The 22,316-nt window shown below is 48.4% G+C and carries 14 protein-coding genes; 8 read left to right on the forward strand and 6 right to left on the reverse strand.

Annotation, left to right across the window (positions count from 1 at the left end; all coding sequences use genetic code 11):
• Positions 1-4: 4 nt before the first annotated feature.
• Positions 5-2,380, forward strand: coding sequence for a response regulator (locus NDI52_RS21945; protein WP_190774371.1), 2,376 nt, complete (start codon positions 5-7; stop codon positions 2,378-2,380).
• Positions 2,381-2,477: 97 nt separating this feature from the next.
• On the opposite strand, the gene NDI52_RS21950 is transcribed toward NDI52_RS21945, so the two are convergent.
• The 4 genes from NDI52_RS21950 to NDI52_RS21965 all read right to left on the reverse strand — a co-directional run bounded on the left by NDI52_RS21950 (position 2,478) and on the right by NDI52_RS21965 (position 10,991).
• Positions 2,478-5,153 carry a CHAT domain-containing protein gene (locus NDI52_RS21950; RefSeq protein ID WP_190774370.1) on the reverse strand — a complete coding sequence of 892 codons (2,676 nt, stop codon included), beginning with the start codon at positions 5,151-5,153 and terminating at the stop codon, positions 2,478-2,480.
• Between the two features lie 3 nt (positions 5,154-5,156).
• Positions 5,157-7,862 carry an S-layer family protein gene (locus tag NDI52_RS21955; RefSeq protein ID WP_190774369.1) on the reverse strand — a complete coding sequence of 902 codons (2,706 nt, stop codon included), beginning with the start codon at positions 7,860-7,862 and terminating at the stop codon, positions 5,157-5,159.
• Between the two features lie 105 nt (positions 7,863-7,967).
• A complete protein-coding gene (locus tag NDI52_RS21960) occupies positions 7,968-9,551 on the reverse strand; it encodes a calcium-binding protein (protein ID WP_190789184.1) in 1,584 nt (527 codons plus the stop codon).
• A gap of 684 nt (positions 9,552-10,235) precedes the next feature.
• A complete protein-coding gene (locus NDI52_RS21965; RefSeq protein WP_242035569.1) occupies positions 10,236-10,991 on the reverse strand; it encodes an intradiol ring-cleavage dioxygenase in 756 nt (251 codons plus the stop codon).
• A gap of 603 nt (positions 10,992-11,594) precedes the next feature.
• On the opposite strand from NDI52_RS21965, the gene NDI52_RS21970 reads away from it, so the two are divergent.
• From NDI52_RS21970 to xylB, 5 genes are all read left to right on the forward strand, one after another.
• The gene (locus tag NDI52_RS21970; protein WP_199307565.1) at positions 11,595-12,644 is read left to right on the forward strand and encodes a substrate-binding domain-containing protein; all 1,050 of its coding nucleotides are present in this window, start codon (positions 11,595-11,597) and stop codon (positions 12,642-12,644) included.
• A gap of 64 nt (positions 12,645-12,708) precedes the next feature.
• Entirely contained in the window at positions 12,709-13,668 is a 960-nt protein-coding gene (locus NDI52_RS21975) for an ABC transporter permease (protein ID WP_190774368.1), read from the forward strand.
• On the forward strand, positions 13,665-14,543 hold the full coding sequence (locus NDI52_RS21980) for an ATP-binding cassette domain-containing protein (protein ID WP_190774367.1): 879 nt from the start codon (positions 13,665-13,667) through the stop codon (positions 14,541-14,543). The genes NDI52_RS21975 and NDI52_RS21980 overlap by 4 nt, the downstream gene beginning before the upstream one ends.
• A 2-nt stretch (positions 14,544-14,545) precedes the next feature.
• Complete coding sequence (locus NDI52_RS21985; protein WP_190774366.1) at positions 14,546-15,427, forward strand: sugar phosphate isomerase/epimerase; 882 nt, start codon at positions 14,546-14,548, stop codon at positions 15,425-15,427.
• Entirely contained in the window at positions 15,428-17,017 is a 1,590-nt protein-coding gene (gene xylB / locus NDI52_RS21990; protein WP_348254095.1) for a xylulokinase, read from the forward strand. It abuts the gene before it with no gap.
• Positions 17,018-17,137: 120 nt separating this feature from the next.
• On the opposite strand, the gene NDI52_RS21995 is transcribed toward xylB, so the two are convergent.
• Positions 17,138-18,643, reverse strand: coding sequence for an aspartate aminotransferase family protein (locus NDI52_RS21995; RefSeq protein ID WP_190774364.1), 1,506 nt, complete (start codon positions 18,641-18,643; stop codon positions 17,138-17,140).
• Positions 18,644-18,883: 240 nt separating this feature from the next.
• Here NDI52_RS21995 and NDI52_RS22000 point away from each other — a divergent pair, with 240 nt between their 5' ends.
• Entirely contained in the window at positions 18,884-20,293 is a 1,410-nt protein-coding gene (locus NDI52_RS22000; protein WP_190774363.1) for a hypothetical protein, read from the forward strand.
• A 90-nt stretch (positions 20,294-20,383) separates the two neighbouring features.
• On the forward strand, positions 20,384-21,229 hold the full coding sequence (locus NDI52_RS22005; RefSeq protein WP_190774362.1) for an SDR family oxidoreductase: 846 nt from the start codon (positions 20,384-20,386) through the stop codon (positions 21,227-21,229).
• A 72-nt stretch (positions 21,230-21,301) separates the two neighbouring features.
• Here NDI52_RS22005 and NDI52_RS22010 read toward each other — a convergent pair whose 3' ends face one another.
• Positions 21,302-22,201, reverse strand: a complete 900-nt coding sequence (locus tag NDI52_RS22010; protein WP_348256519.1) for a hypothetical protein — start codon at positions 22,199-22,201, stop codon at positions 21,302-21,304.
• Positions 22,202-22,316: the final 115 nt, after the last annotated feature.

Below are 22,316 nucleotides of genomic sequence, written 5' to 3' on the forward strand. Positions count from 1 at the left end.
CTTTATGGATGCAGGAACTGTTGAAAAAGGCGTCATTTTAATTGTGGATGACACACCCACTAATTTGGATGTGCTGCTTGACGTCCTGGAGGCTGATAGATTTAAGGTTGTGATTGCTGAAGATGGAGAGAGAGCAATCAGCCTGGCAGAGTACGCTCCACCTGATTTGATTCTATTAGATGTCCTGATGCCTGGAATAGACGGGTTTGAGACGTGCCGTCGCCTGAAATCAAACCCACTGACGCAGGAAATCCCTATCATTTTTCTGACGGCTGTTAGCGACAATGTTGACAAGGTCAAAGGCCTAAACCTTGGGGCAGTCGACTACATTACAAAGCCCTTAAATCATGAAGAAGTTTTAGCGCGAGTCAATACTCACGTACGGTTACAGAGTTTAACAAGGAGATTGACTGAGCAGAATGAGCGTTTAGAACAGGAAATTCAACAACGTAAACAGCTAGAAGAAGAACGTGAGCAGGCATTTAGGGCTTTACAACGTAGTGAAGCCCGGTTTAGACGTTTAATTGAAGCTAACGTAATTGGTGTTATTTTTAGCAAGATTGATGGCAGTATCATAGATACCAATGATGCTTTCCTTCAGATTGTTGGATACGATCGCGCTGATCTACAAGCTGGAAATATCAATTGGCAGGCTATGACACCTGCCGAATATACCCACCTTAATCAAGCAGCTATAGCAGAATTAAACAAAACCGGAGCATTCAGTGCTTTTGAGAAGGAGTACTTCCGGAAAGATGGTTCCCGCATTCCTGTCATGATTGGTGGCGCTTTGTTGGATGAATCTCAACAGGCGCTCGTCGGCTTTGTTCTTGACTTAACACAGCACAAGCAAGCACAAGAAAAGATTCGTGAACAGGCGGCTCTACTGGATATAACGACAGACACGATTCTAGTACAGGATTTAGAGAATAAGATTCAGTACTGGAATAAAGGAGCAGAACATCTTTACGGATGGAAGTTAGAAGAAATAATAGGTCAAGATATAAACCATCTTTTATATCGGGAAGATGCCTTTGAACAGCTTGAAACTGCTCAAAAGAGTTTAGCAAAGAACAGTGTATGGCAAGGCGAGTTACATCAGATCAATAAACAAGGAAAGGAAATCATTGTTGCCAGTCGCTGGACACTGATGCAAGATGCTCAGGGACAGCCTCAATCAGTCCTAATAGTTAACACAGATATCACTGAGAAGAAACAGCTCGAAAGTCAATTCCTGCGAACTCAGCGGCTTGAAAGTTTGGGGACTCTTGCAGGGGGTATCGCTCATGATTTAAACAACATCCTGACTCCGGTGCTCGCTACCGCACAGCTGCTACAGCTAAAGTTTCCTGATGCCGATGTCCAGAGCCAAAATTTGTTCGAAATTTTGGAAACGAACACTAAGCGTGGCGCTGCCCTTGTCAAGCAGGTTCTGCAATTTGCTCGTGGTGTAGAAGGTAAGCGGGCAAATGTGCAAGTAAAACATTTGATCCGTGAAGTTAGACAGGTTGCTGAAAAAACCTTCCCTAAATCTATAAAATTTGTGATTGATGTAGAGTCAGAGCTTTGGTTAGTGTCTGGAGATGCTACTCATCTACATCAAGTACTGATGAACCTCGTTGTTAATGCTCGTGATGCAATGTTGGATGGTGGAACACTCACCATATCTGCAAAGAATCTGGTTATTGATGAACATTACGCCCGCATGAATCTTGAGGCATCTGTTGGTGCTTATATTGAATTAACCGTCAAAGACACGGGAATCGGAATGTCAGCTGAAGTGACAGATAGAATTTTTGAGCCCTTCTTCACAACAAAGGAAATTGGTCAAGGAACGGGATTAGGACTCTCTACTGTTCGGGGTATCGTTAAAAGCCATAAAGGATTCATCCAGGTGTCGAGTAAAGTTCGTGAAGGAAGTGAGTTCAAGGTATTTCTGCCAGCGGTAGAAGTGTCTCTTCCTGCGCAAGCAGAACCTTCTGACTCACTGCATGGGGATGGAGAATGGGTTCTTGTGGTGGATGATGAAACAGAGATTTTAGAGACTACTAGAATGTCTCTAGAAGCCTACAACTATCGCGTATTTACAGCAAATGATGGCATTGAAGCAATTGCACTGTGTGCTCAGCACAAACATAAGGTTGCGGTAGCACTTGTCGATATGATGATGCCATCTATGGATGGATTAACAACAATTCAGACTCTCCAAAAAATTGATCCTCAGATTAAGGCGATCGCAATTAGCGGCTTTGTGCCAAATGACAAGGTAAAAGAGGCTCATGAAATTGCAAGCTTCATTGCTAAACCTTATACGATTCAAGAGCTGCTGCAAGCATTACAGACCGTCTTAAGACAGTCGATGGAAACCTCTATTTCATAGTGCTCAATGACTTAAGTTTGCTCACCTTTATGTTTTTTCGCGCACAACACCACGAAAAAACAACTCCCAAAGCAACCTCTAGTCTAAGGATTAGCCATTATAACCAATTGCCCAACAGTACAAATGCGGCCCAATAATAAGCCCGTTGTCCATAGACTGGATTCTGTAGAATAGCCACTTGAGCACGGCGTAAGGCTTCGGCTTTTGTGACATCACTCTTTGCTAGCTCGTGATAGAAGTGCTCCATCAACTCGGAGGTTGCCTGATCATCTACACTCCAGAGGGAGGCTAGCGTACTACGGGCACCTGCACGGACAGCAATACCTGCTAATCCCAAAACCGCACGCTGATCGCCTGAGGCAGTTTGGCAAGCACTCATCACGAGCAGTTCAATCGGGCTCTGTCGATTCAGCTCCGTTCCTTGCAGCAAGCTTCTCAGCTGATTGATGGTGATGCGATCGCTCCACGACAAAATAAATGTTTCATCAACACTAGAGCTAAATTGACCATGGGTAGCCAAATGAACAACTGGCGCAGAGTTCGTGGCGATCGCCTGCTGTAATGTGTCCCGGGTAAAATCCTGGTTTAGTAGGGTTTGGCTTGGCAATTGCTGGGCAATTCTTGTTAACTCATTTCCCACACCTGGAAGAGGACTAAACCCTTGTCGTGATTCTGTCAGTCCTGCGGCAATGACGCTGATTTGCTGAGTGTTGAGGGGGCGCGGGGTAAGCAATTGCAAACCGGGAGTCAAGGCAACGCTGTACTGCTCGATGAGGAAGCGATCGCCATCATGTAACACTGCCATGGGCAAGTTTCGCAATGGCCCATCCAGCACGAATACCAGGGTTTTCACCTCACTCTCCTGAAGTTCAACCGCACTGGGGCGAATAAGCCAGTCGTATACCTGTTGCACCAAAGGCAACGTCTGGGTAGGATTACCAATTCGATTCACGAGCCGCCGCCGCAGTTCCAACACGGTTTCTGTCACCTGATCGGGAGTAACAGAGACTGTGTGGTGTTGCAAGGGGCGATCGGGCAGGTGCACAATCACTTCCAGGCGATCGGGCAGAATCACAGGATAAAAGACAGCCGCTTGGCTATCGATCTGCTCAATAGCAACGGGTTGAGCATCCAAACATGCCTCCCGGAAGAAGTTTTCTAATTCCGCCTGTTGCAAAGATTCGATGACCTGGCGGGTACTTTCCAACTCTTCAGGACTGGGCTCACCCGAAGGGCCTCCCCGCATCAACAAACTCATCAGTTCCCGATGGATGGGTTCAATGTTTTGCTGAAAGGTAAACTGTACCTCTGGATTCATAGCAACCAAATCGGTACGGATGCTTTGTAATGTAGCGATCGCCCGTTGATAAGCCGCAATCGACTCATCCCGCTGCCCCTGTTCTCGCAATACACGCCCTAACTGCCAATGCCAGCGGTAGGCCAGATCATCAGCATGGGTCGTCTGAGCAAGGTTCAATGCCTGATACGTCACCGTCACAGCATCCGCATATTGGTGTGTTCGTTCATAAAGCCGACCTAAACTCCCCAGAGCGTAAGATTCGGTGCGGCGATCGCCTAGCTCGTGGGCCTGTTGAATTGCGATCGCTAACCCTTCTCCCATCGCACGGGACGAAGCTACCGTTCTAACCTCAGGTGCATGGTTGGCCAAAAGCAACAGAGTTTCGGCATATTTGATGCGGGTATAGATGTGGGTCCGCCCGGATGGTAACGCTCGGATCGGCTCATCTAACTGCAAAGCCAATGCCTGAGCTTCATTCCAGGATTCCTGCTGAACCAGTAGATTCAGTAAATTCAGTTGAGCATTGAGCCTGGCTGCGCTAGGAACAGTTAATTCTTGGTACAGAGCCAGAGCCGCATCGGTTTCCCCTAATGCTTGTAGTGTGTTAGCAAGGCTTAAGGTTAAATCCGCTATCCTGTCTGGCATATCTAGCGTGCGTGCGATCGCTACACCCTGTTCTAGAATCTGGCGCGATCGGGCCAAATCCCCCGCCGTTTGCAAAGCATCCCCCAACTCCTGCAAGCCACCTAACTTCATGGCAGAATCAGGCTCATTCTGCAGGGATTGATTGACTCCTTCCAACAAATCTATCGCCTGCCGATAAAACCCTAACCCCTGCAAAGCGCGGGCTTGATAGATCTGATTCTGCCACTGGCTGGCTCTATCCTCCAGGTCAACGTATAGTTCTGCGGCCTGCTCCCAGTCATGCAGTGCTTGCTCGGCTTGTCCTTGCTCCAGGTGCAGTTGTCCTGCAATGGTAAAGACTTGGGCCTGTATGGAGCGGCGATCGCGCCCGTCTTCTACCTCTTCTAACAACGCCAGGCTCGTAGCGATCGCCCCATTTGCCTCCTCCCAATTCCCTAACTGTTGCTGAGCGAGCGCCAGGTTACCCCACGCCATCGCCTGCCGCAGGAAGTCGTTTTGGGTAGCATAGTGGGCGATCGCTTGCTCGAATAATTCAACAGCATTCTGAAATTGTCCGGCCTCGTAAGCAGCCCGCGCGGATTGCTCGGCTTGAGGGTTAGGGCGTGCTTCAGAATCGGCTGGAATCGTTATTTTTGCGTGTGCTTCGTATACAGGACAATGATGAAAACAGACTTCGGAGGGCGAGAGGGAAAGGGCAGGGGGAATGAGAACGGATGTGCGGATGGGTAGATAGGTGGGTGAGTAGAGGGGGAGAATGAGAGCGATCGCTAGGGAGAGAACTGCCAGCAGGAGGTAACGAAATTTGAAATGGAAGCGCCTCTTGTACATGGGTTAGCCTCCGATGGGACAGCGTCTAGAAGACAGGAGAGGCGAATGATTTTCCTGAAAAGAGGCTACACTCGCACCCTCAGCAGTTAAGACTATTTGTCCATCCGGGCCAGTCACCCAACCTTCCGCCTCAACAATGGATAGGGGTTCGGCACGGATGATGGAGGTTGATGAGGGAACGGGAGTGGAATCAGAATCCAGCGTAATCAGACCAGGAGACAGAATAGGGGTTCTTAACAGACCTTCCGGAGTTGAAGGCAGCCCGCCTCGCCCAGACATAATAAACTCGCCTACTTGTGCTTCTGCTCTCACCGTTCCTCCACAACGGCGAGCCACCTGTTGCGTGGCATCCGTAAAGGCTGTGGGCAATTCACTTAAACCCTGGCTAGGATCAACAATGGGCTGAATAATGATCACAGAACCAGGGATACCCAACTGGGAACTTGCATCAATGTCGTTCGTTCCATTATCAAGCGGAAGAGAACTACGTTCTTCCAGGCCAATAATACTGCGAGCATCAATAGTAATATTGCCACCCCGTCCCCTAAACGCATTCGCAACGATGTCGCTATTTTCGTCAACTCTTCCAACCACAAATCCTTCAGGAGCAACAATAAAAACATTCCCTCCTGCAGCATTGTTGAATGCTTGTGCAGAAATCCGGCTCTGATTTCCCATTAATAAAGCATCTCGAATTTGAAGCTGGATATTAGCGTTTGATGTATCTCCTGCTCGGGTTTCAGCTGCCAGTCTTCCTTCATCGAGCTGAATCGTATTGGCTCGAATCAGCATATTGCCAGCTACCCCCTCCCCTGCTGAACTCACCGAAACCTCAGCTCCATCACGTACCACTAAGCTGGACGTTGTAATGGTCAAGTTTCCGGCATCGCCAAAGGAATTTTCATCTGCAAGTGCCGTCAGTGTACTGGGAATGGTTTCAGAAGCAATAGTTCCTTGTCCAACCAATTCAATGGAGCTAGCATCAACCGTTAAGCTGCCCCCCGGACCAAAACCCAGCGTGCTGGCTCGAATTTCTCCACCCTCTCGAACAACTAAACGATCAATATTGCTCAGAGTGATAGAACCGGCGGCCCCTATCCCCTCATTGCGGGCCGAGATATCAGCCCGGTCTTCAACAAATAACTGATTAGTTGTAATGTTTAAAGCTCCAACCTGACCCGAAGCATTTTCACTCGATGCCGAAACGAAAATCCCACTTCGATAGAAATTCCGTTGTACTGCTGGAGATGCGCCTCTTAGTAAAATGGAGTCTGTAGCATTGATAGTCAGTGGCCCCCCATTTCCCTCAGCAAAGGTGGCTGTAGAAATAAAGCCGCCGTCTAGCACGACGAGCCGATCGGTGGCGATCGCCAAACGCCCTGCACTTCCCGCCCCCTCAGTTTGGGACACAATACCACTGGTAATTTCTTCTGGTTCTATGGTGTTGCCTCTACTATCAATCACAGGCTCATGGCTGTAACCCACCACTTCAACGTAGGAAGCTTGAATTTGAATAGTACCTCCATTCCCAGCGCCGAAAGAGGATGCCTCAATCCGAGAACCATCCTGAATAGAAATATCTCTAGCATTAATAATGACATCACCCGCTCGCGCACCAAATTCCGTATTTCCAGATGCCTGAGAACCCAGTGCTGTAGGGCCAGAACTGCCAGAATCTGAAAGCGTAAGGGACTGAGCTGCCTGGATAATCACGTCACCCGCCTGCCCTTCTTCATCCGCAAGCGTGAACGCAAAGGAACTGTTTGCCAGGGTGACTGAACCAGACGCGAGCAGTTGCAAATCTTCTCCTGTGCCTTGAGCAGTGCGAGAGATAATCCCTGCGCCATTGGTCAGCGAGATATTTCTTCCCTGTAGTCGAACGGCGCCACCATTGCGTCCTCCATCACCACTGGTATCAATAGAACTGAGATTTGTAAGGGAAATATCCCGCAAAACTTGGTTCTCCGAGAGAGCTGGAATATATCCAGTCCCCTCTGTAACGAAAGACACCGTACTAGACGGAGCAACGCTAACAAGGTTGATTTGTCCTCCTCTGGCTGTCAAGTTACCATTCTTTAAGGAAACTCCATTACCCAGCAGCATCAGGCTCTGGTTGGCTTGCACTTGCAAACCCGTTGGTCGCCCATATGTATTGGTACTTCCATTAAGGCTAACCTGAGAACGATTAATGATAGAGGCTGAGTTGGCCCCAAATTGTAAACCAATAGGAATACTAACAGTTAATAATGGAATGGGTTGAGGATTCGTTGCACTAAATTGAAAACCATTAAAATTTATACTCTCCGCAGTTGTAGCCAGAAATGATCCACCGATATCTAGCGCTGCATTGGGACCAAAAATAATTCCATAAGGGTTCAGTAGAAATAGATTAGCGTTTCCATTGGCCCGAAGGGTGCCATTAATATCAGACCTATTCTGCCCTGTCACACGGGCAAAGATATTTTGAATAGTGAGTGCGTTGTTAAAGTAAGCTGTACCCTGATTGGGAATAGAGAACTGCGTAAAGCTATGAAATAAATTCTGGCCTAACTGTGTACCTCCTGTGATTTCACAGTTGATACAATCTTGAGAAACACGTGAGTTCGACGGCAGAGTATTATCAGGGATAATCTGAGAAATAACAGACGTGGGGGTTAGGAAAAGAAGCAGTACACTACTGATACCAACATACAGTAGATGATTGGGCATATCTAAAGCCGTTATTGATCAAACTACAGCATTTCCCGATCTGGTGAGAGATGAATGTGCGGCGGAACCCCGCATTCATCTCTCACCAAATTGAAAAAGGTTACCTTACACAAAGGTAAAGTCCAAAGAAATAATTACATCAGTTGTGTCTTTAAAGACGGCAATCCGATTTGAGGTTGTACCATCAAAGTAATAAAGCTCGGTATCAATAGCCGTAGTACCCAACACATCATTATTCTTCACTAGCTGGTACAGAGTAGCATCGCCTCGGGCTTGAATGCGATCGCCTTCAGAGGGCCTCCAATCCTCAATAACAGCGTATCCATCTCCTGAGTAATAGGAGTAAAAGTTATCCCCCAAGATAAAGGAGTCCGCACCATCACCACCCGTTAGAGAATCGGTAACACCAAAAGAGTTGTAAGAGGATGGACCACCACCCGTTAAAGTATCGTTACCTACCCCCCCAAAGATAATGTCACTCCCTGCTTCACCCTGAAGAAAATCATCACCAGCTCCCCCAAAGAGGCTATCATTCCCCTCATCTCCGCCAAGGGTATCGTTACCCGCTCTCCCAAAAAGACTATCGTTACCATTCCCCCCACTGAGGAAATCATTTCCATTTCCTCCATCAAGGGTGTCATTACCCGCTGCACCGCTCAGGTCATCATTGTCATTCCCAGCATCGAGGAAATCATCCCCACTTCCCCCGTCAAGAGTATCGATAGCATCTCCTCCATAAAGCTGATCGTTTCCCTCTCCCCCACTTAATGCATCAAAGGTCGGCCCAGCTATCAAAATGTCATTACCCGCTCCTCCATCCATGGAGCTACTGTACATAAAGGCATCTTTGTAACCCTGTTCACCAAGAGCATCAATATCATCCCAAGTGACATATTCTTTACCACCTCCATAGGCAAAATAGACATCACCTTTGAGAGAACCATCAGCATTAAATGCTTGCCGCAAAGATAGTAGAGAATCCGGATCTGCGTTATAGGATGCAGGAAGAATAAATCTTACGAACAAAACGTCATAATTAAGGGACACATCAGGCAAGCTAGACGCTTTCAGTAGTTTTGCTCGGTATTCCACCCGGCCGTCAGCATGTCTAATGGAAGTTAAATCACTAGCTAAAGAGGTAAAGGCCATCACTTCAGGCTTTTCAGGAACATTAACAGTGCCCTGAATAGCCCCAACAAAAAGGCCTCTATCTGTGGCCGAATTTGCATCGAGACTTCTCGAAAAATCAATAGTAAATTCGTAAGTGGGTCCGTCAGGATTCCTACTAATTGTTATAGGTGAGGGATCAACAACTGCTTCAGCTGACATTCGAAGCCGATAGTTGCTACTACCTCTGACTCGAAAAACACGAACGAAGTACGTACCAACCGCAAGATCATCTCGTCCTGTTGCGGAAATTGGTCTCAAAAATCTTCTTCGTTCTGCTGCAGTTAATTTCCTGAAGTTTGTTGTTTTAAGGCGATTGTTTAGCGGGCGTGCAAGAGCATAAAGCTCAACACGAACCCCTGCACCTGGCGCAACGCCTAAAAGGGACAATGACAAGCGACTACGGCTGTTTAAGGAGAAGGTGTATAAATCATCCAGGTCTCCTGGGCCAACACGATCCAGTCGGTTCATTGGCAGTTCTACACTTCTAGCACTTCCGAGTTTGTTATCTACATCAGCCATAGACTTCACCTTCCCTTACAGCCATCATTAAAATTTCCTTTGCATATCTAAACTGAAAATTCATCTTTTTAGTTGAAAAAGTCTAGAGAAATTACAGAGTTTTTTCCCAATATGGCAACAAAAGTAATACATATTACACGTTACATTTCTACAATCAATACTGCCGAGATTCAACCTACAAACCTTTACTTAACTTCAGATAACACTGTTGCTAAGTGTGATATTGGATACAAGTATTAGATCCACAATCTTGAGTGTTAGTAATAATAGCGTCGATGGTCTTCGATAAGTTCTCCAACTTCACCATTTTTGATTTTCATGAGATGGCTATTGCTTTACAACTCGGTAGCTTATACCAAATCAATATGAAGCTGCACAGAATAAGAGTGGCGATGCATACGCGCCGCCTTCATTCTGTGCAGCTTCATATAAAAACGATATTAGCCTCATTAAACACAATACCTCAAAGGCTATATCGTCCACTTTGCGGACGGCACAAACCTTGGAGCCTTGTGTTTAATTCTGACCACCTGATAGCTGTGTGTTGTTAGACGCGGTTCTGGTGAAGCGACCTGAAGTGGTTGCTCAAGTTGGACCACACCTGTTTACGAGATTGGATCAGGTTCGTTGGATGAATCCTGATTAGAGTAAAGCGATCGCCGACATTCGCCTCCTGACATAAGCCTACCCAAGGCCAATGGTGAAGTGCCCAATGTAGCCTTCTGCGGCTTGAGCCAATTGAAGTGTGAGTTGATCACCACCATTCCGAAAAATTCCATCCTGGCTATTCAGGGTACGCTGGCTGTCATTACGATAAGGCGGTTGCTCGTAGATTCGATTGGTCAGGGTGTCGTCGAAATAAAGCTGAGACGTGAACTCGTAGCCCTGTTGAGACGCAGAATTTGTACGAATTTTGAAGTGAATGTGCACCGCTCTACCAGAGTACCAACCTGGATAAATAGTCATAAATCGGGCCATTCCACTGGCATCAGTTACTTGGTAACCACGTAAAAACTTCTTGCCAGTTGTATTGAATCGGCCTTCACTGACATCAGAGTAAACGCCTTCAGCATCGCAATGCCAAATATCCACAATGGCGTTACTCAAAGGCGTACAAGTACCAGTACTCACTTGAGAAACCTGAAAAACTAACTGCAAGGGCACGCCGGTTTTTACTGATCCATCGGATGGATCAGAGCGGATGTCAGAGCGGTTCAACCTCTCATCCACAAAATATGGCCCTTCTGTTTGTTCAGGTCTGATTACACAGCTGGGAGTTACACCGACTTGCATTGATGACTTTGTTGATGCGGATGAGGCTGGCTGTTCACGAAAACATCCCATGAGAGAAACGGCTGCCGTTCCTCCCAGGAAGCCTAATACTTCCCGACGCTTAACCATCGAAGCAATGGTGCGATGTTTCCCTAAATATTTTTTCATTGTGTTCCTGCAATAAGGTAATGACGTTTTCGACTTGATGGTTTTGCTGCTTGAATTTCCGGAGCGAGCTACTTATTCAATATTTAAATCTTAGGTGGGGTAGAAGATTTGTTACATGAGTCCATCTTCCTAATCTAATCAGGACTAGAGTCTTGATTGCACCATGACTAAAGTCATGCTTTGTTTTCCTAAGGATCATGCACTTCACAATGTCCATAAGAAGGCTGTATTCTCATCATCGAGCTGAAGCTGAAGAGTATTAATTTGTAATATTTAAAGAACCTCAAAAAGAGACCTGTATGGTATGCCACGTACTATTCACTATAATTTTGCATCAACACTTCAAAAGTTAATATTAATGAAAGAACTGAGCTATTCAATCAGCTCATCCTCTAGATAGACGCATAGCTTTATTCAACCTTAGAAGATAAGAAAATAAAATTCCCAGGATAAACGCGCTACATTAATCAGTGAATATGGACTATATGTAGTTCCATTACGGCATTGCATTTAGAAGATATTCAGGATTTAGATCCAAAGTTTCAGGTTAATTATGAAGATGCGTTTGCCCTAAGGGAAAGTCTCATTATAGGAGGCACAAAAGTGGGCAACCAACGACGCGGCTGGGGAAGTGCTTCGGTTCTCCTGGTCGCTATGATGGCGATCGCAGGCTGTACGTCACCTCAAAGCAACACCAGCAATAACGAGAGCGGTGCTCAAAACCAAAGTAACGCGCAACCTGTAGCTGCGGTGATTAAAGGTTTGGATAATCCCTTCTTCCAAACTATGCAGCAGGGCATTGAAGACCAGGCGAAAACGGGCAGTACAAGTGTTACCGTACAGGCAGCCAACAGCCTGAACGATACAACAGGGCAAGCCGATAAGGTGCAAGCGTTAGCGGGCCAAGATTACGGCTGTTTTATCATTAATCCGATTACGCAAACGAATTTAGTGCAGCCTCTCGTTCAGGTTGCGAATACGGGCAAGCCTATTGTCAATATTGATAGCCCGATTGGAACAGAGGCCGCTCAGGCCGCGAATCTAAAAGTTTCAACTTATATTGGCACGGATAACGTGAGTGCCGGTAGGTTGGCCGCTGAAGAAATGGCTCGGCTGCTACCTAACGGTGGTGATGTTGCGATGATTGGAGGGGTTGCAGGAGATGCCACCAGTCAGGCTCGGCTGGAAGGCTTCCAGCAGGGCATCCCCGATAACATTCGCATTGTGCAAACCGTTTCTGCAGATTGGGAGCGGCAGAAAGCATTGACGACTGCCGGAGATATTCTCCGAGCACGTCCAGATTTGAAGGGGTTCTTTGTTGCCAATGATGACATGGGTTTGGGAGTAGTACGAGCCCTCGCCGATGTTGGCAAACAATCGCAGGTGAAGGTCATTAGTGTAGACGGGCTTCAGGATGCTATTAAGGCGGTGCAGGAGGGAACGCTGTCTGCCACCGTTGCCCAGTATCCCTATGCGATTGGTGCTATGGGTATGGAGGCTTGTCAGGCGGCGATGGCCGGTAAAAACCTGCCAGGTAGTGTGACGGCTCCCGTTGCTGTGGTGAACTCAAGCAACGCAGACAAAGCTCTGGAGAGTTTCCCCAAACCGTTCTCTGACTATGACGATCCCCTGGCCGATCTCCTAGCGCAGTAGAACGTAGAACGGGGAGTGGCGATCGCCCATTAACCCTATTTCCTTACACTGTAGAAGGTACGCTATGACACAGGCCGATACATCTCCAACTCTGGGGCGGCTGCGGGATCCTAGCTTCTGGGCCGATTGGACAGCAGCCGTTGCCCTGGTGCTGCTCATTATCATTTTTGGAATTACTTCCCCCGTATTCCTGACTCTCGGTAATCTACAGGCGCTCCTGCTGGCGGCAGCCATTCTTGTGGTGCTGACCATTGGGCAGACCTATGTCATTCTGACCGGGGGTATCGATTTGTCCGTCGCCTCCATTTTGACGTTGGGCAGTGTGGTGCTCGGACAGGCCTACAGTCGGGGATGGGGGATGGCCGCGGCCTGTGTACTGGCGATCGCCACAGGTGCCCTCGTCGGCCTGATCAATGGATGGGTGATCGCCAAAGGCAAAATTACCGATTTCATTGTGACCCTGGGCTCCCTGAGTGCCGCAGCGGGTGCAGCCCTGGTGCTATCCGATGGCAAGCCAGTACAGATTGCCAGCCCTTTCTTGTTGAGGCTTGCCACAGGAAGATTGGGGCCGATTGGTTACTTTGTGATTTTGGCGGCGATCGCGGCCATCATCGCCCACATTGTGCTGTTCTACACTCGCTTTGGCACTCACCTGCTAGCAACAGGAGGAGATGCGGAGGCAGCACGGGCGATGGGCATTGGTACCGATCGGGTCAAAATCACAGCCTATGTCATTTCCGGATGTCTGGCCGGGATTGCCAGCATTTTGCTGACGGCTCGTGTTGGTGCAGCGGAGCCTGCTTCGAACACCAGTTTTCTGCTCAACTCGGTGGCAGCTGTTGTGCTGGGCGGCGTTAGTTTATTTGGCGGACGGGGAACCATTGCTGGTCCTGTGGTCGGTGCATTGCTGCTGACAGCACTCGTCAACGGCTTGACGTTACTGTCTGTCTCACAATTCTACCAACCCCTAGCGGTCGGTATTGTGGTTGTTCTGGCCGCCCTGCTTATGAGGTATCAGCAATGAGTTTAGATGAGCCTACCCATGGATCAGACAACGGTGTGAACCGTTACAATCCCATTCAACAACCTTTCAGCAATAATGATACGTCTTCATCAACAATAGCTAGCTCGACAGTAACAGTACCTGATCGCTCTAATGTACTCCTATACGTTGATCAGGTTAGTAAATGGTTTGGTAATGTTCATGCACTAACCGATATTACCATTTGGGCTTATAGCGGCGAGATTACGGCGATCGTGGGTGACAATGGTGCCGGAAAATCCACATTAATCAAATGTATTTCAGGCGTTCATACACCAACGGCTGGGCAGATTACTCTGGATGGCAAACCGGTTCATTTTGCATCTCCAGAAGATGCACGACGGACGGGTATCGAAACGGTTTATCAAACCCTTGCCCTTTGTAATGATTTGACCATCTGGCAAAATCTGTTTCTCAACCGTGAGTTAGTCAAACAGATTGGGCCTCTAAAGTTTCTTGATCAACGCACAATGCGACGACGTTCGGCTGATATGCTAAGTCGGCTTGAGGTCAACATTCCCAGCATTAACGCCAGAGTACGGCGCTTATCGGGTGGTCAACGACAGGCCGTTGCCATTTCCCGGGCTGCTGGGTGGGGGTCGCGCCTCGTGATTATGGATGAACCCACCGCCGCACTCGGTGTGCGCGAAACCGCTCGGGTTGAAGAACTTATTCTGCGGCTTCGGGATGATGGTTTAGCGGTCTTGCTGATCAGCCATAACTTTGATCAGGTGATGCGCCTCTCAGACCAGGTCTGGGTGATGCGCAGTGGTCGTCTGGTGGGAGGACGGCGCACCCACGATACCAGCGGTAAGGAATTGGTTTCGATGATTACAGGAGCCCAACAGGAGGCATAAACATGAATCAGATTGGTGTCCACGCGCTGGTGTGGGTGGGGGGATGGAGCGAGGAGGAGTGTCGGCAAGCTATCGAAAATAGTAAGACTGCCGGGTTTGATCTGATTGAAATTCCAGTGCTCGACCCTGCCACGATTGATATTGATATGACTCGACAGGTCCTTCAATCGGTTGGGCTAAAAGCGGGTTGTTCTCTGGGTCTGAGCTTTGAAACAGACATATCGAGCGCAGATCCAGCCGTTGTTGCGGGGGGCGATCGCCTCCTCCACGAAGCCCTGGATGTTGCCCGGGGCATTGGTGCCGAGTATCTTGGGGGCGTTATTTACAGTGCCCTGGGTAAGTACTCCCACATGCCTACACCCGAGGGGCGCGCGAACTGCGTTAACGTGTTACGCGACCTGGCCAGAGAAGCGGCTCAGGATGGTATCACCCTGGGTTTAGAAACTGTGAATCGCTACGAAAGTAACCTCCTCAACACTGCCGCACAAACCCTTGAATTGATTGAGGACATCAACGAGGACAACGTAGTGGTACACCTCGACACCTACCACATGAATATCGAAGAGGCGAACTTTCGCATTCCGGTAATGGCCTGCGGCGATCGCCTGGGCTATGTTCACATAGGAGAGAGCCACCGGGGGTACCTCGGCACGGGCACTGTTGACTTTGCAGACTTATTTAACGCATTAGCGACCATTAACTACCAGGGCACGATTACTTTTGAAAGCTTCTCCTCTGCTGTCGTTGCTCCGAACCTCTCCACAACCCTCGCCATCTGGCGTAACCTCTGGAGTGATGGCATGGATCTCGCTCGCCACGCACGCCAGTTCATCGACGAGGGGTTACAAAAATCGTCGCGATCGCTTGCAGAAGCTAACCCATAAGTGAGTGATGCAATCAGACACCCGGTGTTTTTAGAAACACCGGGTGTCTGGCATCCAATTACATCCAATTACTTCAATGGATGCTTAATCACGCCCACATCCAGCCTTCAACCACCCACTCCATTTAGAATTACCATGCTTCTGGGAATTGATTTAGGCACAGGTTCCGTTAAAGCACTGTTATTAAATCCAGATGGGACTGTACTGGCCGAAGCTTCCCACACCTATCCTGTCCAATCTCCCAAACCCGGTTGGGCAGAGACCGATCCAGAAGCCTGGTGGTCAGCAGTGGCGATCGCCATCCACCAAGTTATAGCCAAATCCTCTCATCCTGTTGAAGCGATCGGGCTCTCAGGCCAAATGCATGGGGCCGTTCTAGCGGATAAAGAAGGCTACGCCCTGCGCCCTGCCATCCTCTGGGCCGATATGCGCTCAAGCGAGGTACTGGATGTTTACCGGCAACTTCCCACCGATTTGCTGACTCGCCTTTCCAACCCTATTACAGCAGGCATGGCCGGACCAACCCTTCTGTGGTTGCGGCAAGCAGAACCGGATACCTATGCCGCTACTCGTTGGGTTCTCCAACCCAAGGACTGGCTACGACTCCAGTTGACCGGGGAAGTCACCGCAGAACCCTCTGATGCTTCTGGAACGCTATTGTACGATGTGCAGGCGGATCGGTGGGCCTTGGAGGTCATGGAAGCTCTGCAGTTACGCACAGACTGGCTTCCTCCCCTCATTCCCTCGAACCGCATTGCCGGGCATCTAACCCCTCAAGCCGCCCAGCATTTAGGGTTAAAGGCAGGAATTCCCGTCATTGCAGGAGCCGCCGATACTGCCGCTGCCATTCTAGGAAGTAACTTGCTTGAGCCTGGCTCTGTGCAACTCACGGTTGGGACAGGAGCCCAAATCATTACACCATTAGCGCAACCCGATGCGGATAGCTCCTTAAGAACCCACCTCTACCGCGCCGCGCTACCTCAACAGTGGTATCGCTTAGCCGCAATTCAAAATGCTGGGCTCGCCCTGGAATGGGTACGAGGAATTCTGGGCTTCAGCTGGCCAGAAGTCTATAGTGAAGCGAACTTGGTCCCTCCGGGCTGCGAAGGACTAACATTTCTACCCTATCTAACCGGCGAACGCACTCCTCATCTAGACCCCCATGCAAAAGGAAGTTGGACCGGATTGGGGCTACATCACACGCGATCGCACCTCATGTGGGCAGCTCTAGAAGGGGTTGCCTTTGCTATTAAACAGGGCCTGGAGGCGATCGCACCTGCCGATGCCCCTATCCCACACCTTCGTCTTGCGGGGGGCGGCACCCTCGAACCGGCCTGGAGGCAATTGTTAGCAACAGTACTGCAAATCCCCCTGTATAGCATTACAGTACCGGCCGCGTCAGCACGAGGAGCCGCTATTCTAGCAGGTTTAGGGATTGGAATTTATGGGGATGAACAGGCAATTCCCCCATTAAGCGTGCCGAGCACTTCAACCGTTCCAGAACCGTTTACCCCTGAATTAGAAGCGGCGTGGATACGGTTTCAGACACTTTATCCGGCTCTGCGCGAATGGCGATCGCAGCTTCTCTAAAATAGCCGTGGTCACACTAAGGAGATTTCCAACAATGAAATTACCCCCCGGATGTTGGTGCTTGGCACGCTTCGCGTGCCAAGCACCAACATCCGGGGTAAATTTTTATGCAGGAACCTCCTAAGCTAACTGCGTCTCCAAATTTTGCCCCAGTTGCCGAATCCGAATGAGAAGCTCCTGAACATGGGTAAACTGTGTCAGTGGGTTGAGCAATGTAAACTTCAAATAATTCACGGCACCAATTTTAGTTTGGGCAATTACAGCCTCGCCATTATGAAGAAGAAATAGGCGGATTTGGCTGTTAATTTGATTGGCCCAATCAACCGAATCTGTATTTACTGGAGTATTAGCAGGACAATAACGAAAGACAACAGCGTTAATGGTAGGCTCAGCAGCCAATTCTAAGAAATCATTCATTGCAATTTCTTTAGCGCCGTAGCTAGCCAGATCAATGGTGTAATCAATCATTGCAGCAAATGTTTGTCGTCCCAATACTTGCAAGCACATAAACAACTTCAGGGCATCAAAGCGACGAGTGGTTTGAATTGATTTAGCGACTAAGTCAGGAATACCTAACTCCTCGTTAGTTTCAGGATTGAGATAATCAGCATGAAGTTTAAGTAGATTAAAGTAATGACGATTTTTGAGGAGGAAAGCACCGCAACTAATCGGTTGATAAAATAATTTATGGAAATCAACGGTGATAGAATCCGCGGCTTCAATACCGGCTAGCTTAGAACGATGGCGATCGCTGAGTACAAGCGCACCGCCAAAAGCCGCATCTACATGCAGCCAAATCCCATACGATTGAGCACAGTTCACCAGCTCAGCGATTGGATCAATGCTGCCAAAATCAGTGGTACCAGCGGTGGCGACCAGAGCGATTGGTAAAAGATTCTGTTCCTGTAATTCCTTGAGCTTGCGTCTCACCTCACTCACTTGTATCTGATAGTTCGCATCGGTTGCCACCAGAACGACGGCTTGCTGCCCCAAACCCAATAGAGCTGCCGCCTGACGAATTGTAAAATGTGACACGTCAGAGCAAAGAATTCGAAATCGGCTGGCTTCAGCCGGTAATCCTTGTTGTTGAATTGACCAGTTACAATGCTGCTGAGCATAGGCATCACGGGCAAGCAATAACCCCATGAAATTGGATTGAGTGCCACCACTGGTGAATGTTCCATCCGCCGAAGCACCATAGCCAAACTGCTGGCAAAGCCAGTTCACAACCTGCTGTTCTACCAGAGTTGCAGCGGGACTTTGATCCCAGGAATCCATCGATTGATTTGTGGCACTAATCACCACCTCAGCCGCCAAAGCAGCAATTAAGGGCTGGCAGTGCAAATGTGCAATACAGGTGGGATGAGAAACATCGATCGAATTTTGGAGAACCGTATCACCAACTTGTTGCAAAACCTTAGCTAAATCATCTCCTCTTTCTGGACAGAGATTGATAGCCGCCAGTACCGTATCAATTTGTTCAGGGCGAAGTCCACTATAAGCTTTGTCTTGTCTATGAAGTGTTGCAATGAGCGTAGAAGAAGCATCGGCGATCGCAGCCTGATAAGCCACAATACTCGGCTGCGAATTTGTTAGGAACAAGGTTTCGAATTGAGAAGTATCCATAGGGCGTTTCTTAGAAACATCTAGAAGCCTCCATTCGCCGCTGTGAAGCAGTGACAAACGGGGTAGTACAGGATATGCGCTAACTTAGCTCTCTTTATACTGACTCTAATCTCCGTCTTAAGAGGGATAAGGAGCTGAAATTTAATTCTTTTTTCTCAGCAGTGTGGAAGTAGGAAGCATCGTTACCATTCACTACAGTGAAGACTGAGAGCCTTGTTAACTTTCTTTACTGATCCAAACATGGTTAAGTTTAAGCCTAATTTTGAGCGCCGCTATCCTCGCTTAGAGCGAGTTATTGCGATTATTGCCCTGATTAATTTAATATTCGTTTTTTTCGATCTGACCTACTTAAGTTTGCGCCCAGTTTATCGACAGTATATACCTGAGCTCACTCAGGCTTATGACCCTGTAAAAGGCATCGAACTCTCTCCCGAAACGGAGTATTATCAAGCCCAAGTTGACACTTTAGCGGCACAGCTTAGCCAGGACGAAGTGCGAACCCCTCAGATTGAAAGTTCACTAGAAGAACTGCGAACCCTGAGCCAGAACTTGTTAACCGAACAGATATTTGTTGCACCCCATGGCAACTATGCTCTGGCGACCATTCAACAAACTATCCGGGAAAGAACAAACCAATCGTCGGCTAGCCATGCATTTAACCAATTCTGGAGCGCGGCTTACTTAGAGCAGCAGGGATGGCAGCAGGAAATTACTTTTTGGAATACTCAGGTACGCCCATTCTTCCAGACGAACTACTTTCGTCGAGTCAACCAATGGGGCGCAACGGTTAACTACTTCTGGTTACTGGATCTCCCATTTGTTTTGATTTTCGCTGTAGACATCGTGATGCGAATTCTCGCGATGCATCGACGTGATTTAAATTTAACCTGGTTGGATGTTGCCTTACGCCGATGGTATGACGTATTTTTGCTCCTACCATTTTGGCGCTGGTTGCGGCTTATTCCAGTAGCCTTGCGGCTTTATCAGTCAGACCTGCTCGATCTGGAACCCGTGAGGGCTGAAGCTCAGCGAGACATCATCGTAACGGTAGGTGCAGATTTAGCGGGAATTGTGGGAATCGAAATCATCGATCAGATGGAAGATTCCATCCGTCAGGGTGAGTTACTGGGTTGGTTGTCAACAGTTGCTCCACAATCCGAATCAGATTCCTCTGATGCAGTCGTTGCACAAGACGATGTAGCGGCGATCGCCAATCACCTCTATGACGTCAGTGTGCAGCACATCCTACCCCGTATTCAACCTGACCTGGAAGACCTGATCCAACACAGCGTCACTAAAACACTGGGGCAGATGCCAGGATACCCACAATTACACCATGTTCCAGGATTAGGGCAAGTTTCAGCCCAGATAGTACAGCAACTCTCTACGTCGATAATACAGAGCCTCTATCGTACGGTTACAGGTACGTTGTTTGATGCAGAAGGGAAAGAAATTACCGATCGGTTGCAACGCAATTTACGAGAGGCCATTGTCGAAGAATTTAACCAACACAATACCCCTGGGGAAATCCAATCTAGATTGTTGGACGTACTTGAAAAATTCAAATTCAAGTATATAAAGGCTTTAACTGAAGCAGGTGGAGAAAAGTTGGCAGAACGTGCAGAATTATTGCACAGACAAATTAGTTAAATACCTTTTTCACAAAAGATTTCAGCAGACTGATGGAGCGGTGCAGCACTCTTCCATCAAGTTTATATTCAAATTTAGAAGGAATGACAAATGACCCAAACGGTTTTGATTACAGGTGCCTCTCAGGGTATTGGGAAAGCCACGGCTCTTAAGTTTGCTCAGAAAGGATATAACGTGGTTCTGGCAGCCCGTCAGCCCGACCGACTGGAAGCCGTTGCAAAGGAAATTTGGGCTTTGGGCCAAGAAGCTTTAGCCATTCCAACAGATGTGCAGGATTGGGAACAGGTCAGTTCTCTGGTAGAGAAGGCGATCGCCCATTTTGGGCAGGTGGATGTTCTGATCAATAACGCTGGCATTTACTACATGGGGCCTGTAGATCAAGCGTCTCTAGAGGATTGGCAACACATTATTCAAACCAATCTGTGGGGCTACATTCACACAACCCATGCGCTCCTGCCACACTTTCTGAGCCGGCAGGCAGGCACCATCGTTAACGTGTGTTCGATTGGGGGATTAGACGCGATTCCTTACCAGGTGCCCTATACCACCAGCAAATTTGCAGCCACCGGGCTTACCAAATCCCTCCAGACCGAGTTAAAGCCGAAAGGCATTCATGTCTGTGGCATTTATCCCAGCTTTATTCGTACCCGGTTAATGGAGCGCGGGCGTTTTCGTGGCTATAGTCCAGAAACAGCAGAGGCACGACACGATCTAGTCAATGCAGCCTTCCACAGTGCTTTGCTAGAAGTACCTGAGGATGTGGCCACCGCAATCTGGAACAGCGTCACCTACCAGCAATCGGATGTGATCGTAGGTAGTGCGAAACTCTGGACAACAGCCTACCACCTGCTTCCAGGACTAATGAAACCTATGATCCGACGTATTTTTGGAATGGGGGAACATCGCGATCGCGGCACCTATAGCACCGAGCCATAAATCAGGGGCAGACGCATCTGTCCTTAGTCGTTTTCTCAGGTGCTGCATACTCGAGAAGGTCCTAGGTTTTAATTACAAGTGCTGCTCACCCAATCGAAACCAATAGTGTCCGTAACCCTCCAGTTGCATAGTGTGGGTGGCATCATCGAACACCTCATACTGTAAGCCACCCAGTAAATCAATTAATTTGCCGTCCTCAGCTTTTAGGGTTAGCGTCACCTTGCAAGCCTCCTTTGATAGGTTATGGATGGCAAGCACCGTTCCTCCAAGCCACTCGCAGCGATGGGTTAATACACTGGGATGATGGGTTTCTACCAAACTCCAGGTACCCCAGCCAAACTCTGGGCATTCTTTTCTGATGCGGATGGCTCGTTCCATCCAATTGAGCAACGAACCCGGGTCCCGGCGCTGGTCAATCACATTCACCTGCTGGTAGCCATATGTATCATCCGAAATAACAGGACGAAACAGTTTGTCAGCGGGTGCAGTTGAGAACCCTGCGTTGGCCTCATTCGACCACTGCATGGGTGGACGAATTGAGTTGCGTTCTGGCTGGGAGAGGTCGTCACCTAAGCCAATTTCTTCACCATAAAACAGTACCGGAGTTCCAGGTAGCGTAAACATCAAACTATAAGCCAGCCGGAGTCGTCGCGGATCATTCGCAACTAAGGGCGGAAAACGACGACGAATGCCGCGATCGAAGATCCAGACCTGTTCTTTATCCTGGTTAAATCCAGTTAGAATTTCATCTTGTTCGGCCCTGGTAAGTTTATCGAGAGAAAGTTCATCGTGGTTGCGAATGAAGTGCGCCCATTGAGCGATCGCCGGAATTTCAGGTGGCGCTTTCAAGCCTCGGATAATGGGTTCGGCTTGTTCCTTCGCTAAGGCAAGAATGATATGCTGATTCGCCATGAAATGGAACAGCATTTGCATCTTATCTCCATCACCGAAGTAAGGTGAGATATGCTCCATTGCTAGGTACAGGACAAAAATTGAAGGACGTGGAAAAACTCATCGATGAATAACTCCAGATTCAGTAGGATTTGACGCAGGTGGTCGAAACCATAGCGAAAGATACTCTTGGCTT

Source organism: Leptolyngbya sp. PL-A3 (assembly GCF_039962325.1).
Lineage (GTDB): Bacteria > Cyanobacteriota > Cyanobacteriia > Elainellales > Elainellaceae > Vacuolonema.

Coding starts and splice junctions, on each gene's coding strand:
- NDI52_RS21945 (WP_190774371.1), top strand. CDS start 5: ATGGATGCAGGAACTGTTGAAAAAGGCGTCATTTTAATTGTGGATGAC.
- NDI52_RS22005 (WP_190774362.1), top strand. CDS start 20,384: ATGACCCAAACGGTTTTGATTACAGGTGCCTCTCAGGGTATTGGGAAA.
- NDI52_RS21960 (WP_190789184.1), bottom strand. CDS start 9,551: ATGGCTGATGTAGATAACAAACTCGGAAGTGCTAGAAGTGTAGAACTG.
- NDI52_RS22010 (WP_348256519.1), bottom strand. CDS start 22,201: ATGGAGCATATCTCACCTTACTTCGGTGATGGAGATAAGATGCAAATG.
- NDI52_RS21980 (WP_190774367.1), top strand. CDS start 13,665: ATGAGTTTAGATGAGCCTACCCATGGATCAGACAACGGTGTGAACCGT.
- NDI52_RS21950 (WP_190774370.1), bottom strand. CDS start 5,153: ATGTACAAGAGGCGCTTCCATTTCAAATTTCGTTACCTCCTGCTGGCA.
- NDI52_RS21955 (WP_190774369.1), bottom strand. CDS start 7,862: ATGCCCAATCATCTACTGTATGTTGGTATCAGTAGTGTACTGCTTCTT.
- NDI52_RS21985 (WP_190774366.1), top strand. CDS start 14,546: ATGAATCAGATTGGTGTCCACGCGCTGGTGTGGGTGGGGGGATGGAGC.
- NDI52_RS21975 (WP_190774368.1), top strand. CDS start 12,709: ATGACACAGGCCGATACATCTCCAACTCTGGGGCGGCTGCGGGATCCT.
- NDI52_RS21995 (WP_190774364.1), bottom strand. CDS start 18,643: ATGGATACTTCTCAATTCGAAACCTTGTTCCTAACAAATTCGCAGCCG.
- NDI52_RS21965 (WP_242035569.1), bottom strand. CDS start 10,991: ATGAAAAAATATTTAGGGAAACATCGCACCATTGCTTCGATGGTTAAG.
- NDI52_RS22000 (WP_190774363.1), top strand. CDS start 18,884: ATGGTTAAGTTTAAGCCTAATTTTGAGCGCCGCTATCCTCGCTTAGAG.